The organism is Streptomyces sp. NPDC055955, assembly GCF_042270245.1.
In the GTDB taxonomy this organism is placed as follows: Bacteria; Actinomycetota; Actinomycetes; order Streptomycetales; family Streptomycetaceae; genus Streptomyces.
Genome location: NZ_JBHJYS010000009.1, coordinates 179,513 through 195,194 on the forward strand (window position 1 = coordinate 179,513; position 15,682 = coordinate 195,194).

Here is a 15,682-nt window from a genome sequence, read left to right on the forward strand (position 1 = left end):
GAAACCCCTGGCGGTACTTCTTTACTTTTAGGTTCAATCAGGGGTAAAACGGGCGCCTGAGGTGGGCCTTTTCGGTTCCCGTGTGACAGGTCTCTTCAAAGGGGGTCTGTCTCAGCCGACCGTCGCGCGTCGGCGACTGGCGTACCAGACCAGGCCCGCTGTGGCCGCCGCGGCGCCGATGGCGGCGGCCACGACGAGGGCGGGTCGCGACGGCGCGGACAGAGTGGGTAGCCGCTGCTTGAGTCGGACCGGTCGGTTGAAGTCGAGAATCGGCCACTCGCGCGCGAGCGCCTCACGGCGGAGCGTCCGGTCCGGATTGACCGCGAAGGGGTGGCCGACCGACTTCAGCATCGGCACATCGGTCGCCGAGTCGCTGTACGCGTAGCAGCGCGAGAGGTCGTACCCCTCGGACCGGGCGAGCTCCTCGATCGCCTCCGCCTTCGTCGGCCCGTACGCGTAGTACTCCACCTCGCCCGTGAAGCAGCCGTCGTCGCCCACCACCATGCGCGTGGCCACCACGCGGTCCGCGCCGAGGAGTTCACCGATCGGCTCGACGACCTCTGCGCCGGATGTGGAGACGATCACCACGTCGCGCCCCGCGGTGTGGTGCTCCTCGATGAGCGACGCGGCTTCGTCGTAGATGATGGGGTCGATCAGGTCGTGGAGCGTCTCGGCGACGATCTCCTTCACCTGTTGCACGTTCCATCCGCGGCAGAGCGCCGAGAGGTACGCGCGCATCCGCTCCATCTGGTCGTGGTCGGCGCCGCCGGCGAGGAACACGAACTGCGCGTACGCGGTCCGCAGTACCGCCCTGCGGTTGATCAGCCCGCCTTGGTAGAACGACTTGCTGAAGGTGAGCGCGCTCGACTTCGCAATGACCGTCTTGTCCAGGTCAAAGAACGCGGCAGTGCGGGGCATCGAGTGGGTCAAGGAGTGGTTTTCCACGAGCCCGAGCATAGGCGCCCACCATTCGGCGTAAGCTGCGGCGCGTGGGTTTGCCTGAGAAGGCTCTCGGGTACACCATGGAAGTCACGGATCGTTCGCGACCGTGCTAACCCGGTCTGGCTCCTCCCCCCCCGAGTCGGACCGTGGGGACGACCCCCGCTCTCCCCCCCGGCGGGGGTCGTCGCATGTCCGGACCCACTTCGGGTCCGGACTTTTGCGTTCTCCACCCTTGTGCCGCACCGCGTCGCGCTTCCGGCGGGCGCCGCCTGGCGCCCGACCTCCGTCACTTTGTGTAGTCGCGGGGCTGCTCTGTGGAAGGTTGGGAGAGAGTAGTTGAGGGGCCGCCCTAGATGACACAAGTGATGTCACCGGTATGGGTGATGGGGATATTCACAAGCACTCTCTTGTCCACAGTAATTGACCAAGATCCACACGATTTCCGGGATCGCTGCACGGTGATTCCACTCGCGAAGTCGGGACCGGTGTTCATTGCCGGTTCCGTTTGCCGGTCGGGCAGTCGGTAGGGCTCCCGGCCGGGTCGGGCTGCGCGAGCGGAGTGGCCGGCTCGCAGGTGCGAGCGGGACAGCGAGCGAGGGGGCGGGAATCGTGGCGGGAGCCATCACATGCGACCGGGCGCCGGTCGCGGACGGGCGGCGGAGCACTCCGCTGATCGTGACCGAGGACGTGGATCTGCTGGACGACCTGCTGCGGCTGTGCGCCGCGGCCGGCGCGCGGCCCGAGGTCCACCACGGGGTGCCGGAGCGCACAGGGAGCTGGGAATCGGCGCCACTGATGTTCGTCGTGGACGACGCGGTCGAGCGGGTACGGGGTGTGGCGCGGCGACGTGGCGTCGTGCTGGTGGGGCGTGACCAGGACGATTCGGGGGTGTGGCGGCGGGCCGTCGAGATCGGCGCCGACCATGTGCTGATACTGCCGGACGGCGAGCAGTGGCTGATGGACAGGATCGCTTACGTGGCCTAAGGCGCGGGGAGGCCCGCGCTCACCGTCGAGGTGGTCGGCGGGCAAGGCGGTGACGGGGCGTCCACGCTGGCGTGCGTGCGCCGTGACTTCGGCGAGGACCGGCCGGCGAACCCACCTCGTCGACGCGGATCTGCTCGGCGGCGGGCTCGACGTGCTGCTCGGCGGGGAGGTCGCGGAAGGCATGCGGTGGCCCGCGTTCGCGGAGTCGCGAAGGGCGGGCCGGGCGTGGTGGGTGATGAGGGCGCGGTCGGTGCGGGTCGCGTGACTGGGGTCGTGGGTGCGCGCATGTTGGACGGGGTGTGGCAGTGGCTCGCGGTGAACGGTGCGCAGGCGACCCCGGCGCGGGTCGCGGAAACGCTCAGGGCCTAGGGGAAACTTCTCGGGGTCACCGAAGTGCTGGGCACAGTCGGTCAGTTGCGCCCCAAACTTGCGGGAACGGGCCCACTTGAGCCTCTGCTCGGGGGAGGCGACGCTCCTGAGCGCGTTGCTCGGCCTGGTGGGGCCGGGGAGCGCGTGGTGCTAGCCGAGGACTCCGCCGAGCTGCGGCCCGACCATCCGCATGGGGTGCGGCTCGAGGCGCGGCCCGTCAACTCGGAGGAGCGGCGCTCGTGGGTCTGGACGACCTGGTGCGTAAGGCGCCGCGCATGCCGCCGGACCGTCTGGTGATGGGCGAAGTGCGGGGCTCGGAGGTCGTGGCGCTCCTCGCCGCGTTGAACACGGGACACGAGGGCGGGTGCCTCGTCTAAACGTACATGTGCCTTATGGCCCCTCGGCGGGACGCGTCGAAACGGCCAACAGTCCAGGCCATGGCGCTAGTTGACGTCCCGCTCCGCTGGCTTCAGGACGAAGGTCCCCATGCCCTTCTCGGAGCGCGTCAGCCCCTCAGCCCGCACGGCTTCCATGGCCCGTTGCGCGGTGCTGTTGACCACGTCGAATTCAGCGGCAAGGGCCACGATGCTTGGCACCTTGCTACCTGGCGGATACGTGCCGTTGGTAATGCGCTCAATGATCACGGCGGCAATCTGAGGCCACATGGCACGGGTCCGGTCAATCTCCATGCAGTACACCTCAGTGCACTCCGCAGATTCCGGCATCTTGAGTGCACTGAGGTACACCGAAGTACACTGAGACTGAAACGGAAGGACCCCGGCGGATGCGGTGAACATCCCCGGGGCGTGGGCCCGACTGCAAGGAGTCGAACCGTGGATGAGTCTACAAACCCCCGTTACGTAGGCACCGACCCCGCAACGGGGAAAGAGTGCTTCGTCATCAGCCCCCGTGGCGGAATGCTCAGCGCCGTTGCGGACATTGCCGGACTCGAGGCGGCGACCACATTGCTGGCAGTTGTGAAATGCGTGTTGGAAGCCGGGGAGGCCATCAGCGAGGCGGAGCAGGCAGCGTTCTTGGGCCCGATGGCCGATGCGCTGGCCGAAGTGATCGCCATTGCGGCGCACCGAGTTCCTGAGAATGAGGTAACGCACGCTGTGGCAGAACGGCTGATGCGACGCATGTGACACACCGTCAAGACGAGCAGGAAGCCTCCTATCAGCCCGGAAGGTACCCAGGTTGCTAGGGGGCTTCGTGGCCTCCTGGCCGGGGCCGTGGACCCACACCTTGTCCTGCAGGGCATAGCAGCATGTGGTGCCGTTCTCGACGTCGGTGGACAGACCCGCGCCGGCGAGGCGGGGGGTGGCGGCGTAGACGGCTTCGGTAGTCTCGACTTCGAGCCGAGGTGGTCCATGCGGGTCTCCTTGCCCGGGACGCCCTGGAACAGGACGAGCTGACGGTGCCGGGGTGCGGCCCACGACTGCGCAGCGCCGTATGGAACCCGTACTTGTGGTGCACTGCGGAGGTGCTCCCGCTTGCTGCCCAATGCGGTCCTGGGAGTTGCGCAGCGGGCCCGCCCGGCCCCGGCTCTGGCTGCGCACTGCCGATTGGGGCGCGTTGCGCACCGAGTACCGCGCAACGCGTACCGGTCGGCTGCGAGAGGTCCGAACGCCCTTTGCGGCGCCCGCCCAAACGCGTACCGGGCCGCTAGCGCGGTACAGCGAAAACGCGTGCCAGTACCTGAGCGACCTGTTGCGTTCTGCTGGTCATGGGTATGGCTGACGGGTCTGTGACCTGGGTGTTCTGCAGACCGGTACGCGTTTCGGTACGCGTTTCTCCGCGCCCGCAAGACGCGTACCGGTCGCCGGATGGCAGCGGACGCGGTGAGTTGCTGCGGCGCCCTCGAAGACGGGTGACGCGGAATCGTCCGAGGCTGCCGGTACGCGTTGGAAAACCAAACGCGTACCGGTGCGGGGGAGTGCGCAGTCACCGCGAAACGAGCACCCACGGTGCTGCGCAACTCGGCTGCGCAGTCGCTGTGCACCCTGACTGCGCACTCTGGGGTCACCGCTGCGCAGGTCCCCGGCCGGTGCTGCGCAGTGGACGATCGGGTCGTGCTGCGCAACCATCCGCGAGCCGTTGCGCAGGCGGCGACGGGCGACTGCGCAACCGGCGCGCAGTGGAGCCCGACGGCGCGGTACAGCGAGACGGGTACCGGTATGCGTACCAGTTGGCTGTGACGGACTGTGATCGCCGCGCTCGCGACCGCCGCCAGCGCGCCCTGGTGGGCGGCGCTCGCCGCCACGGGCCTCACCGCGGCCGTCTCTTCGGTCCTCACCGCTGGCAGCATCCTTTGCGCCAGAATTCCGCTGACCGCCTCGCCTGGTGGAACAGCTACCTCAACCGCTGTACCCCTGCCCGCCCCGACGACCAGTCCAAGCCCGTGGACGCCGACCACCGCGGCGCGCACTTCACGGAGAGCGCGACTCGACGACGACGACGGCGACGATGACTGAGCGGGTCGCTGTGGACGAACGTGACCCGCCGGGCGGCGGTATTGAGGGCTCGGTGGCGGCCGTTCGCGGTCAGCACGTTCACCGGCGCGGCTTGTATTGGGCGGCCGCGGTCTCAGGCCGGGGTCGTGATGGGTTCGGCGGTGGCGAGATTCCGGCGCGCGGGTACGGAGTTCGTCGATGGCCGCTGCTTTGTGGGGGGCGGGCGGCGCCGAGCGCGGTGTTGAGGCGGGAAGCGGGGCCGCCCGCCTGATCGGCCTGAGCCCGTGTTCACCATGGAGCGGTAATGCCCGGGGTGGGGGAGGCCCAACGCCTGTGACGACCCGCCCGGGGACCACGGCGCCAGCACCGGCATCGCCGACAAACTAACCCTCAAAATCACTAGCAAAGTCACCCGCAAACTAGGTCTTAAAGCCCCTAGTGCACCCTTCACCGCTTGAGAGAGGAAAACGGCAGGTCAGGACTGCCGGTACGGGCGTACCGGTCGCGCCGACAACCCCTCTCACGCACACTCCGGCCTGGCAGCAGGTGGGGAAGGAAGAAGAAGAGAAAGAGCAGACGGCAGGACCAGGCCGGCGCGTGCGCGCTCGGGGTCGGAGCCGCGATCTGTCTTGTTGCGCGTCGGCCGGGGGCCTCCGCGCTCGCGGCCCGATGAGACGGGCCGCGGCGGGAAGAGGGATGGATGCTGCCGACTCCTCACGGCACGCCAGACACCACACTCGAGTCTGAGTGCGGTGTCGTCAGTACCGCTGGTCAGTCGTCCTGCGCCGATCGGTCTGCATCAGGGTCGGCATCGAGATTGAGCTGCTCGAAGTCGCTGACCAACGGGCAGGTGCAGGCCGCGCTTCAAGGCGATCTTCGAGAGAGCGCTCCATGGGCAGGGCCGGTAGGCGGCGGCCCGCAGACGACTTCGTGAGCGACGGGCCGGTGAACGGGGTTCGTGACAGCTGAGGCGGCCGTGGTGCTGCCGGTGCTCGTGCCCTTCAGGCTGGCGCTGGTCTGGGCGCTGATGGCCGAGTCCGCGCAGATTCAGTGCGTGGAGGCCGTCAGAGCGATCGCCCGCCAGGACTCGCAGGGAGCGACCGTGGAGTCGGCGAAGAGGGTCGCGCTGCGTAGCGCGAAGGTCGCCGTGAGCCGGGAGGGCGACCTGGTCCGGGTCGCGGTCGAGGCGGCGACGCCGGGTCCGGGCGTGCTGAACGTCCGTCTCTGGGCCGACGCGGTGGCGTTGGCGGAGGAGGCTGTGGGAGCGGTAGGTGAGCCATGAAGCGGCAGAGGGCGGCTGGGGGATCGGGGTTCCGCGATCCGTGTGGGCCGTGATGGCGATAGCCACGCGGGGGCTGGTTTTCGGGTGCGTACTGACCACGGGGTAGGCCGTCGTCGTACGCCATCGGGCAGGCGGGGCCGCCGACTTGGCGGCTCTCGCGGCCGCCAATCACTGGATGGAGGGCCGTGAGGAGGCCTGCGCCCACGCGGCCCGGGTGGCGGTCGCACAGGTCGCACGGCTCGTGCGGTGCCCGGTGTGCGGGGGAGGTGTCTGACGTCACCGCAGCGGCTGGCGTCGCGCCGCTGACCACGGAGATCAGTGTCCGGGCTGGTCCTGCGGGGCCAGTGACACCTGGGGCCCCGGCCGACCCTGCAAGTCCGGCGGATTCGGCCGCCTTTGGGGGCCCGACTGATCCGGAAGGACCCGCGGATCCGACCATCTCTGCTGGTCCCGCGGATCCGGCCGACCTCTTTGATCTCGAGTGGTGGGCTTCGCAGGGTCAGTCGGTCAGTCAGCCGCCGGACCGGGTTCCTGACCCTGAGACGTCGGCCGGCCGTCGGACGAAGCCCGCGCCGAAGACGTCTCCGTAGCTGTCGAGACCGGTGCTGATGCCGGTGTCGGAGGTGCCGTCGAAGGCATCGTCGAAGGGGCGTCCCTGAGCAGGACCGACAGCAGCCGTACCGCGCCGCGTTTGTGGAGAGGGTCGTTGCCGTTGCCGCACTTGGGGGACTGGATGCAGGACGGGCAGCCCGCCTCGCACTCGCAGGAGGCGATTGCTTCGAGCGTGGCGGTGAGCCACTCGCGGGCCGTGTGGAACGCGCGCTCCGCGAATCCCGCCCCGCCGGGATGGCCGTCGTACACGAAGACCGTGGGCAGCAGGGTGTCCGGGTGGAGAGGGATGGAGACGCCGCCGATGTCCCAGCGGTCGCAGGTGGCGAACAGCGGCAGCATGCCGATGGAGGCGTGTTCGGCGGCATGGAGCGCGCCGCCGAGGATCTCCGGGTTCACGCGGGCCGCGTCGAGTTGGTCCTCCGTCACCGTCCACCACACGGCGCGGGTGCGGAGGGTACGGGGAGGGAGGTCGAGTTTGGTCTCGCCGAGGACTTCGCCGGTGATGAGACGACGGCGCAAGAAGGAGACGACCTGGTTGGTGACCTCGACGGAGCCGTAGCACAACCGGCCGTCGCCCCAAGGGACTTCGACGTCCGTCTCCAGGATGGAGATGGCGGTGGTGTCGCGAGCGGTGGTCGAGTAGGTCGGATTGGCCTCCTCGACGAGGGCGACCGAGTCCTCCAGGTCAAGGCGCTTCACGAGGTAGGTGCGGCCCTGGTGGAGGTGGACCGCGCCGTCGTGGACGGTCGTGTGCGCCGAGCCGGCGTCCACGGTGCCCAGGAGGCGTCCCGTACCCGCCTCGACGATCTGTACGGGGCTGCCGCCGTCGCCTCGGATGTCCGTCAGGTCGGCGGCGCGCTCGCGGCGGGTCCAGTGCCAGGCCTTGGTGCGGCGGCGCAACAGCTTCGCCTCCTCCAGCTGGGGGAGCAGCTCGGCGGTCGTCGGGCCGAAGAGGGGCAGGTCGTCGTCGGTGAGTGGGAGTTCGGCGGCGGCCGCGCACAGATGGGGGGCGAGGACGTAGGGGTTGTCGGGGTCCAGGACCGTGGACTCCACCGGCTGGTCGAAGAGGGCTTCGGGGTGGTGGACGAGGTAGGTGTCCAGCGGGTCGTCGCGGGCGACGAGAACGGCGAGCGCACCCTGCCCCGACCGTCCTGCGCGGCCTGCCTGCTGCCACAGCGATGCCCTGGTGCCCGGATAGCCGGCGATGACGACGGCGTCCAACCCCGAGACGTCGATGCCGAGTTCGAGGGCGGTGGTGGCGGCGAGGCCGAGGAGTTCGCCGGAGTGCAGGGCGCGTTCGAGGGCGCGGCGCTCCTCGGGCAGGTAGCCGCCGCGGTAGGCGGCGACGCGACGGGCGAGAGAACGGTCGATCTCGGCGAGGCGTTCCTGGGCGATCACCGAGATCAGCTCGGCGCCGCGCCGGGAGCGCACGAAGGCCACGGAGTGGACGCCCTGCAGGGTCAGGTCGGTCAGCAGGTCCGCCGTCTCGGCCGTGGCAGTGCGGCGGACGGGGGCGCCCTTCTCGCCGTGGAGATCGGTGAGAGGGGGCTCCCAGAGGGCGAAGACGAGCTCGCCGCGGGGCGAGGCGTCGTCGGCGATCTCGAGGACCGGGAGACCCGTCAGGCGCTCCGCAGCGACGGCGGGGTCGGCGGCAGTGGCGGATGCCAGCAGGAACACGGGTTCCGAGCCGTATCGGGCGCACAGACGGCGCAGACGGCGCAGGACCTGGGCGACGTGGGACCCGAAGACGCCGCGATAGGTGTGGCACTCGTCGATCACGACGTACTTGAGCGACTTGAGGAAGGAGGACCAGCGGGGATGTGAGGGCAATATCCCGCGGTGGAGCATGTCGGGGTTGGTCAGGACGTAGTTGGCGTACTGCCGCACCCACTCGCGTTCCTCGACGGGGGTGTCGCCGTCGTAGACCGCGGGGCGGATCGCCGTGCCGAGAGGTTGTGAAAGTTCCTTCACCGATCGGCGCTGGTCCGCGGCGAGGGCTTTCGTCGGCGCGAGATAGAGCGCGGTCGCGCCACGCCCGTTCGGCGCCTCGGAACCGTCGAGGAGCCGGGAGAGCACCGGGACGAGGTACGCCAGGGACTTTCCGGAGGCCGTTCCGGTGGAGACGACGACCGACTCGCCGTCCATCGCGTGCTCGGCGGCGAGTGCCTGGTGGGCCCAGGGATGCTCGATTCCGGCCGACTGGACGGCCGCGATGACCTCGGATCGGATGCGGTCGGGCCAGACGGCATGACGACCCGGTCGCGGGGGCAAGTGCTCCGTATGAGTGATGCGCGAAGCCCGGCTCGGACCCGAGGTGAGCCGGTCGAGAATCGCCCCTGGAGAGGGGCGGGAAGCGGTGTCCGCCGTGGGTTGTCCGCGACGGTGATTCTTGGCCATCGGCACCGAGTGTGTCACTGGCGTGACGGACAATGCTCCTAAGGCGTCGTGCACGCCTGCCGGTAAGTGATTGAATGCCATCGCGGCTGGCGATCCGTCCCGGGGGCTCTGCCGAGGTGTCCCGAGGGACGACCGCTCGATAGCAAGGTGCTGGAGGATCCGTGGACCTGTCCCTGTCGACCCGTACCGTCGGCGATCGTACGGTCGTCGAGGTCGGTGGCGAAATCGATGTATATACCGCGCCCAAGCTGCGAGAGCAGCTGGTCGAGCTGGTGAACGACGGCAGCTTCCACCTTGTCGTCGACATGGAGGGAGTCGATTTCCTCGACTCCACCGGGCTCGGCGTGCTGGTGGGCGGACTGAAGCGAGTGCGGGCCCATGAGGGCTCGCTGCGACTGGTCTGCAACCAGGAGCGCATTCTCAAGATCTTCCGTATCACCGGCCTGACCAAGGTGTTCCCCATCCACACCTCGGTCGAGGAAGCCGTAGCGGCTACCGACTGATCGGTCACCGGCCCACAGGCCGGTGGCTGAGCGGAAGTGGGGGCCGGGCCGATGGCCCGGTCCCTTCAGAGCACGCCCGTACATCCGAGGGGGATGCATGGCCACCGTCGAACTCCGATTCAGCGCGCAGCCCGAGCACGTCAGAACCGCCCGCCTGGTGGCGGCCGCGGTGGCGCGCAGGGCCGGAGTGGACGAGGCCGTGCTCGACGAGGTCAGGCTCGCTGTCGGCGAGGCCTGCAGCCGCGCCGTCGGTCTTCACCGGAGCAGCGGTATCGCTGCACCCGTTCGGGTAATTCTCACCGAAGAGGAGAAGCAGTTCTCCATCGAGGTCGGGGACGAGGCTCCGCGGAGTGCCCCGGGCGATCAGTCGTCCGGCGCGCCCGGCGGGTCGGACGATCTGGAGGAGGGTGAGGACGACATGGGCCTCGCCGTCATCAGTGGCCTCGTCGACGACGTGGAGGTCACCACGGACGAGTCCGGTGGACTCATTCGGATGACTTGGCCGACCACGCCGGCGACGCTTCCGTCCTGACGCGGCCCCCCGGGCGTCCGCGCAACGCCCCCTGATCCGCCCGCCTGTGGCTCCGCCCGGCGGTGCCCCCATCTGATCGTTTCTGGTTCGAGGCCCTGCAGTCACCCCGGTGAGCAGGGCCCTTTTGCGTTTCCTAGATCGTCGATCATAATTGGATCAAGCCTCAATGCTTTCAGGGCATTACTGCTTCCTGTGCGCCCATCGTGTTGGACGATCATTTGCCGGGTAGTAACGGATGGCAAATTCCGTTTCTCGCGCACTGTTTTGATCAGGCGCCGCTCCCTACAATCCGTCCACATCTTGAGCTCAGCCCAAGCGTCAAGGAGGACGAATGGCGGGGCTTTCTACCCCTCAAGCGTTTGACCACCCCTCAACCTTCGCAGCCGCGGTCCTGACCGACGACAACCGGCTCATCGTCGTGGTGATCGGGATCGTCGCGCTCGCCGCCCTCGTGGTGGCCGCAGTGCTCGTACGCCAGGTACTGGCGGCGGGCGAGGGCACCGACAGCATGAAGAAGATCGCGGCAGCGGTCCAGGAAGGCGCGAATGCCTATCTCGGGCGGCAGCTGCGGACCCTCGCGGTATTCGCCGTCGTGGTGTTCTTCCTGCTCATGTTGCTGCCCGCGGACGATTGGAATCAACGAGCCGGGCGTTCGATCTTCTTCCTGATCGGCGCGGTGTTCTCGGCGACCACCGGATACATCGGAATGTGGCTCGCGGTGCGCAGCAATGTGCGCGTCGCCGCCGCGGCCAGGGAAGCCACCCCGGCGGAAGGTGAGCCGGAAAAGGATCTCACCGCCGTCTCGCACAAGGCCATGAAGATCGCTTTTCGCACGGGTGGCGTAGTCGGCATGTTCACAGTGGGGCTGGGTCTGCTCGGCGCCTCCTGTGTCGTGCTGGTCTACGCGGCCGACGCGCCCAAGGTCCTCGAAGGATTTGGCCTCGGCGCGGCGCTCATCGCGATGTTCATGCGTGTCGGAGGAGGCATCTTCACCAAGGCCGCCGACGTCGGCGCCGACCTGGTCGGCAAGGTCGAGAAGGGCATTCCGGAGGATGATCCGCGTAATGCCGCGACCATCGCCGACAACGTGGGCGACAACGTCGGCGACTGTGCCGGTATGGCCGCCGACCTCTTCGAGTCGTACGCCGTCACGCTGGTCGCCGCGCTGATCCTCGGCAAGGCGGCCTTCGGCGACTCCGGGCTCGCCTTCCCGCTGATCGTTCCCGCGATCGGCGTAGTGACGGCGATGATCGGAATCTTTGCCGTGGCGCCGCGCCGGACCGACCGCAGCGGGATGAGCGCGATCAACCGCGGGTTCTTCATCTCCGCGGTCATCTCGCTCGCCCTGGTGGCCACAGCGGTCTACACGTATCTGCCGGCGACGTATGCCGGGCTCAACGGCGTCACCGACGCGGCGATCAAGGTGAAGGACGGCGATCCGCGGATCCTGGCCCTGGTCGCCGTCGCCATCGGTATCGTGCTCGCCGCGCTGATCCAGCAGCTCACGGGCTACTTCACCGAGACCAGTCGGCGCCCGGTCCGCGACATCGGCAAGTCGTCGCTCACGGGACCCGCCACCGTGGTGCTCGCCGGAATCTCCATCGGCCTCGAATCGGCCGTCTACACCGGCCTGTTGATCGGTCTCGGCGTGTACGGGGCGTTCCTGCTCGGTGGCACGTCGATCATGCTGGCGCTGTTCGCGGTCGCCCTCGCGGGCACGGGTCTGCTCACCACGGTCGGCGTCATCGTCGCCATGGACACCTTCGGACCCGTCTCCGACAACGCGCAGGGCATCGCCGAGATGTCCGGTGACGTGACGGGCTCGGGCGCGCAGGTCCTCACCGACCTGGACGCCGTGGGCAACACGACCAAGGCCATCACCAAGGGAATCGCCATCGCCACGGCCGTACTCGCGGCCTCGGCGCTCTTCGGGTCCTACCGTGACGCGATCGTCTCCGCCGCCAAGGACGTCGGCGAGAAGGTCGGCGACGGCGGCCCGATGAACCTCGTGATGGACATCTCGCAGCCCAACAACCTGGTGGGTCTGATCGCCGGCGCCGCGGTCGTCTTCCTCTTCTCCGGACTCGCGATCAACGCGGTGTCGCGGTCCGCGGGTGCCGTGGTCTACGAGGTGCGGCGGCAGTTCCGCGAACACCCCGGGATCATGGACTACTCGGAGAAGCCGGAGTACGGGCGTGTCGTCGACATCTGTACGAAGGACGCCTTGCGGGAGTTGGCCACGCCGGGTCTGCTCGCCGTTCTCGCGCCCATCGCGATCGGGTTCACGCTCGGTGTCGGTGCCCTCGGTTCGTTCCTCGCCGGCGCGATCGGCACCGGAACGCTGATGGCGGTCTTCCTCGCCAACTCCGGTGGCGCGTGGGACAACGCGAAGAAACTCGTCGAGGACGGGCACCACGGCGGCAAGGGCAGCGAGGCCCACGCCGCGACCGTGATCGGCGACACGGTCGGCGACCCGTTCAAGGACACGGCCGGTCCCGCGATCAACCCGCTGCTGAAGGTGATGAACCTGGTGGCGCTCCTCATCGCGCCCGCGGTCGTCAAGTTCAGCTACGGGACGGACGCGAGCCTGGGCGTACGGATCGTCGTCGCCGTGCTGGCGATCGGCGTGATCGTCGGCTCCGTCTACGTCTCCAAGAGGCGTGGCATCGCGGTCGGCGACGACGACAACTCCGACCACGTATCGAAGCGGGAGGCAGATCCGGCGGTGGTTTCCTGACCTCGGGTTTCACCTGGTCAGGTACGGCCGCGAGCTCAACGGGCGGGGGGGGGGCGCGGCGCCCTCGCCCGCGCTGCCCGCCCGCCCGTGTCAGGTGACGGTTTTTCAGTGAGGCTTATCTCTCTTGGTGCAAATGGCTGCAAAAAGCCGATAACGCACTCATAGCGGACGTTCAGCATGCGATTGTCGCCCACTTGGCGTGTATGTTCCGGGGCCGAGAGCCATGGAAGGGACCAATCCGGTGAACAAGAAGCTTGCAGCCGCACTGTCCGGCGGTGCGGTACTGGTGCTTGCGCTGTCGGGATGCGGCGGCGACGACGGCAACGAGAAGCTCGACTCCTGGGCCAAGACGGTCTGTGACTCGGTCCAGCCGCAGGCCAAGAAGATCGAGGACGCCAACGCCGCGATCCAGAAGGAGACCTCGGACAACAGCAAGCCCGCGGACGTCCAGAGCACCGACTCGCAGGCCTTCCAGGACATGTCCGACGCCTACAAGGCGATCGGTTCGGCCGTGGACAAGGCGGGGCCCCCGCCGGTCGACGGCGGCGAGAAGAAGCAGAAGGACGCGGTCAAGGAGCTCAACGCGATCTCGGCCTCGTACGCGGACCTGAGGAAGCAGGTCGACAAGCTCAACACGAAGGACCAGGCGAAGTTCGCCGACGGCCTCAAGGGCATCGCGGGCGAGCTCGACAAGCTGAGCCAGAGCGGGAGCGACGCGCTCAAGAAGCTGGAGGAGGGCGACGTCGGCAAGGCGATGGCGAAGCAGGAAAGCTGCAAGAGCGCGTCCGCGTCCCCGGCTCCTTCCAAAAGCTGACGCGGGTGAGCCGATCCCCGGAGTCGGCTCAGGTGAGCTGGCTTCGGGGACCGGCCCCCTCCGGGCGCCGGCTTCGGGTGATGTCCCAGGTGAGCCGGCTTCGCCTGCTGGTTCAGGCGAGCTGACTCCGGGAGCTGTCCTTACGGTGAGTCAGCCCTACGGTGAGTCAGCTCTACGGTGAGCCGACTCCAAGACGAGTGGGTTCTACGGTGAGCCGGCTCCAACGCGAGTCGGTTCTACGGTGAGCGGACTTTGGGCGCTGGCCCCGGGGCGAGCCGACTCGGAGCGCTGACGTTTCCCCGTGTCCCTGGTGCCGTCTTCACACGATGCCGGGGACACGTCGTATGTGGGTGGCCATCGGGGGTCCGGGGTGACAATGGGGGCGTGAGTAGCTCCAGTCTGTCCAAGTTGCCGTCCATTGACCGTGACGATGTCGCCGCCCGGCTGCGTGAGTCCCTGTTGGGGGCCGAGTTCACCGCCGACGGCCTGCTCGAGCTGCTCGGGGCGCCCGCCTACGCGGCGCTCGCGCGGAGCGAGACCGTCCCCGCCCTGCGGGCGACCCGCGGGGACAGCCCGCTGGAGACGCTCGTACGGCTGTTCCTGTTGCAGCAGCCCGCGGAGTACGCGCGCGTGGCGGCCGTTCTGCCCGCCGAGGAGTGCCTGGAGAGCGGGTGGCTGACGCGCGCCGGTGACGACGAGGTCGCCGCGACCGTCGACGTACGGCCGTATGGCGGGCCCGACGGCGAGGACTGGTTCATCGTGTCCGACCTCGGGTGCGCCGTCGGCGGCGCCGGCGGCATCGGCAGCCGCGCCGAGGGCGTCGTCCTCGGCGTCGGCGGTGCGTCCACGACGCTGTCCGGGATCACCGTACGCACGCCCGTGGAGAGCGCGCTCGACCTCGGTACGGGTTCCGGGATCCAGGCCCTGCACGCCACCCGGCACGCCACGCGCGTCGTCGCCACCGACCTCAACCCGCGCGCCCTGCACATGACGGCGCTGACCCTCGCTCTCTCCGGTACCGGCCCCGCCGACCTGCACGAGGGCTCGCTGTTCGAGCCCGTGGGCGACAAGACGTACGACCTGATCGTGTCGAATCCGCCCTTCGTCATCTCGCCCGGTGCGCGGCTGACGTACCGCGACGGCGGGATGGCCGGGGACGATCTGTGCCGCACGCTCGTTCAGGAGGCGGGGGCACGACTGAACGAAGGTGGGTACGCCCAGTTTCTCGCCAACTGGCAGCACGTCGACGGGGAGGAGTGGACCGACCGGCTCCGGTCCTGGGTGCCGCGCGGGTGCGACGCCTGGGTCGTGCAGCGCGAGGTGCAGGACATCACGCAGTACGCCGAGTTGTGGCTGCGGGACGCCGGGGATCACCGTACGGACCCGGCGGAGTACGCGGCGCTGTACGACGCGTGGCTCGACGAGTTCGAGGCGCGCAAGGTGCGGGGCGTCGGGTTCGGCTGGATCACCCTGCGCAAGGCCCCGGAGGGTGTCGAGCCGTCCGTCACGGTGGAGGAATGGCCGCACTCCGTCGAACAGCCCCTCGGGGACACCGTGCGGGCGCACTTCGAGCGCCTCGACTATCTGCGCACGCACGACGACGCCGCCCTGCTCGGCGCCCACTTCAGGCTCGCGGGCGAGGTCGTGCAGGAGCAGGTCGGGCTGCCAGGGGCCGAGGACCCGGAGCACGTGGTGCTGCGCCAGCACCGCGGGATGCGCCGGGCCACGAAGGTGGACACGATCGGCGCCGGGTTCGCGGGCGTCTGCGACGGCACCCTCAGCGCCGGGCGGATCCTCGACGCCATCGCGCAACTCGTGGGGGAGGACCCGGTCTTGCTGCGGGACCGCACGCCCGCGCAGATCAGGATGCTCGTCGAGCAGGGGTTCCTGGAGCCCGCCCAGGTCTGACGCGGGGGCTGACACGATTCCGCTCTGCATTTTCTTTCGGAAGATCTCGGAAGATCTCGGAAGGGCCCGGAGATCTTCCGAGAGGCCTCAAAAGATCTCCGACCGCGCCCGTGACATCGTTGCCACAGGCATGCCACGGCGGTCGTTCA

11 protein-coding genes and 3 pseudogenes are annotated in these 15,682 nt (G+C 68.7%); 10 read left to right on the plus strand and 4 right to left on the minus strand.

Going from position 1 to position 15,682, the window contains the following annotated elements:
* Positions 1 to 111: 111 nt before the first annotated feature.
* On the minus strand, positions 112 to 957 hold the full coding sequence (locus ACFC96_RS20210; RefSeq protein ID WP_376255822.1) for an HAD family hydrolase: 846 nt from the start codon (positions 955 to 957) through the stop codon (positions 112 to 114).
* A gap of 594 nt (positions 958 to 1,551) precedes the next feature.
* Here ACFC96_RS20210 and ssd point away from each other — a divergent pair.
* Together ssd and ACFC96_RS20220 are read left to right on the plus strand one after the other, a co-directional pair.
* Positions 1,552 to 2,137: pseudogene (ssd, locus tag ACFC96_RS20215) on the plus strand (septum site-determining protein Ssd); the annotation flags it as partial.
* Positions 2,138 to 2,383: 246 nt separating this feature from the next.
* Positions 2,384 to 2,663, plus strand: a pseudogene (locus ACFC96_RS20220) (ATPase, T2SS/T4P/T4SS family); the annotation flags it as partial.
* 75 nt (positions 2,664 to 2,738) lie between these two features.
* On the opposite strand, the gene ACFC96_RS20225 reads toward ACFC96_RS20220, so the two are convergent.
* Positions 2,739 to 2,984 (minus strand): winged helix-turn-helix domain-containing protein, encoded by a 246-nt coding sequence (locus ACFC96_RS20225; protein ID WP_376613537.1) that lies wholly within the window; start codon positions 2,982 to 2,984, stop codon positions 2,739 to 2,741.
* A gap of 144 nt (positions 2,985 to 3,128) precedes the next feature.
* Between ACFC96_RS20225 and ACFC96_RS20230 the strand changes: the two genes are divergently transcribed.
* A complete protein-coding gene (locus tag ACFC96_RS20230; protein WP_376613546.1) occupies positions 3,129 to 3,440 on the plus strand; it encodes a hypothetical protein in 312 nt (103 codons plus the stop codon).
* Positions 3,441 to 3,512: 72 nt separating this feature from the next.
* Here ACFC96_RS20230 and ACFC96_RS20235 read toward each other — a convergent pair.
* Positions 3,513 to 3,709, minus strand: a pseudogene (locus ACFC96_RS20235) (glyoxalase/bleomycin resistance/dioxygenase family protein); the annotation flags it as partial.
* A gap of 1,997 nt (positions 3,710 to 5,706) precedes the next feature.
* Here ACFC96_RS20235 and ACFC96_RS20240 point away from each other — a divergent pair.
* On the plus strand, positions 5,707 to 6,030 hold the full coding sequence (locus tag ACFC96_RS20240; RefSeq protein ID WP_376613443.1) for a TadE family type IV pilus minor pilin: 324 nt from the start codon (positions 5,707 to 5,709) through the stop codon (positions 6,028 to 6,030).
* A 145-nt stretch (positions 6,031 to 6,175) separates the two neighbouring features.
* On the plus strand, positions 6,176 to 6,304 hold the full coding sequence (locus ACFC96_RS20245) for a hypothetical protein (protein WP_376613445.1): 129 nt from the start codon (positions 6,176 to 6,178) through the stop codon (positions 6,302 to 6,304).
* Positions 6,305 to 6,537: 233 nt separating this feature from the next.
* Here ACFC96_RS20245 and ACFC96_RS20250 read toward each other — a convergent pair whose 3' ends face one another.
* A complete protein-coding gene (locus ACFC96_RS20250) occupies positions 6,538 to 9,120 on the minus strand; it encodes a DEAD/DEAH box helicase (RefSeq protein ID WP_376613447.1) in 2,583 nt (860 codons plus the stop codon).
* Positions 9,121 to 9,200: 80 nt separating this feature from the next.
* Here ACFC96_RS20250 and bldG point away from each other — a divergent pair, with 80 nt between their 5' ends.
* The 5 genes from bldG to ACFC96_RS20275 all read left to right on the plus strand — a co-directional run bounded on the left by bldG (position 9,201) and on the right by ACFC96_RS20275 (position 15,533).
* The gene (gene bldG, locus ACFC96_RS20255) at positions 9,201 to 9,542 is read left to right on the plus strand and encodes an anti-sigma factor antagonist BldG (RefSeq protein ID WP_003975386.1); all 342 of its coding nucleotides are present in this window, start codon (positions 9,201 to 9,203) and stop codon (positions 9,540 to 9,542) included.
* Positions 9,543 to 9,639: 97 nt separating this feature from the next.
* A complete protein-coding gene (locus ACFC96_RS20260; protein WP_376255837.1) occupies positions 9,640 to 10,074 on the plus strand; it encodes an ATP-binding protein in 435 nt (144 codons plus the stop codon).
* Between the two features lie 331 nt (positions 10,075 to 10,405).
* Positions 10,406 to 12,811, plus strand: a complete 2,406-nt coding sequence (locus ACFC96_RS20265; protein ID WP_376255838.1) for a sodium-translocating pyrophosphatase — start codon at positions 10,406 to 10,408, stop codon at positions 12,809 to 12,811.
* A 223-nt stretch (positions 12,812 to 13,034) separates the two neighbouring features.
* Positions 13,035 to 13,625, plus strand: a complete 591-nt coding sequence (locus ACFC96_RS20270; protein ID WP_376255840.1) for a small secreted protein — start codon at positions 13,035 to 13,037, stop codon at positions 13,623 to 13,625.
* 384 nt (positions 13,626 to 14,009) lie between these two features.
* Complete coding sequence (locus tag ACFC96_RS20275) at positions 14,010 to 15,533, plus strand: methyltransferase (RefSeq protein ID WP_376613448.1); 1,524 nt, start codon at positions 14,010 to 14,012, stop codon at positions 15,531 to 15,533.
* Positions 15,534 to 15,682 lie beyond the last annotated feature (149 nt).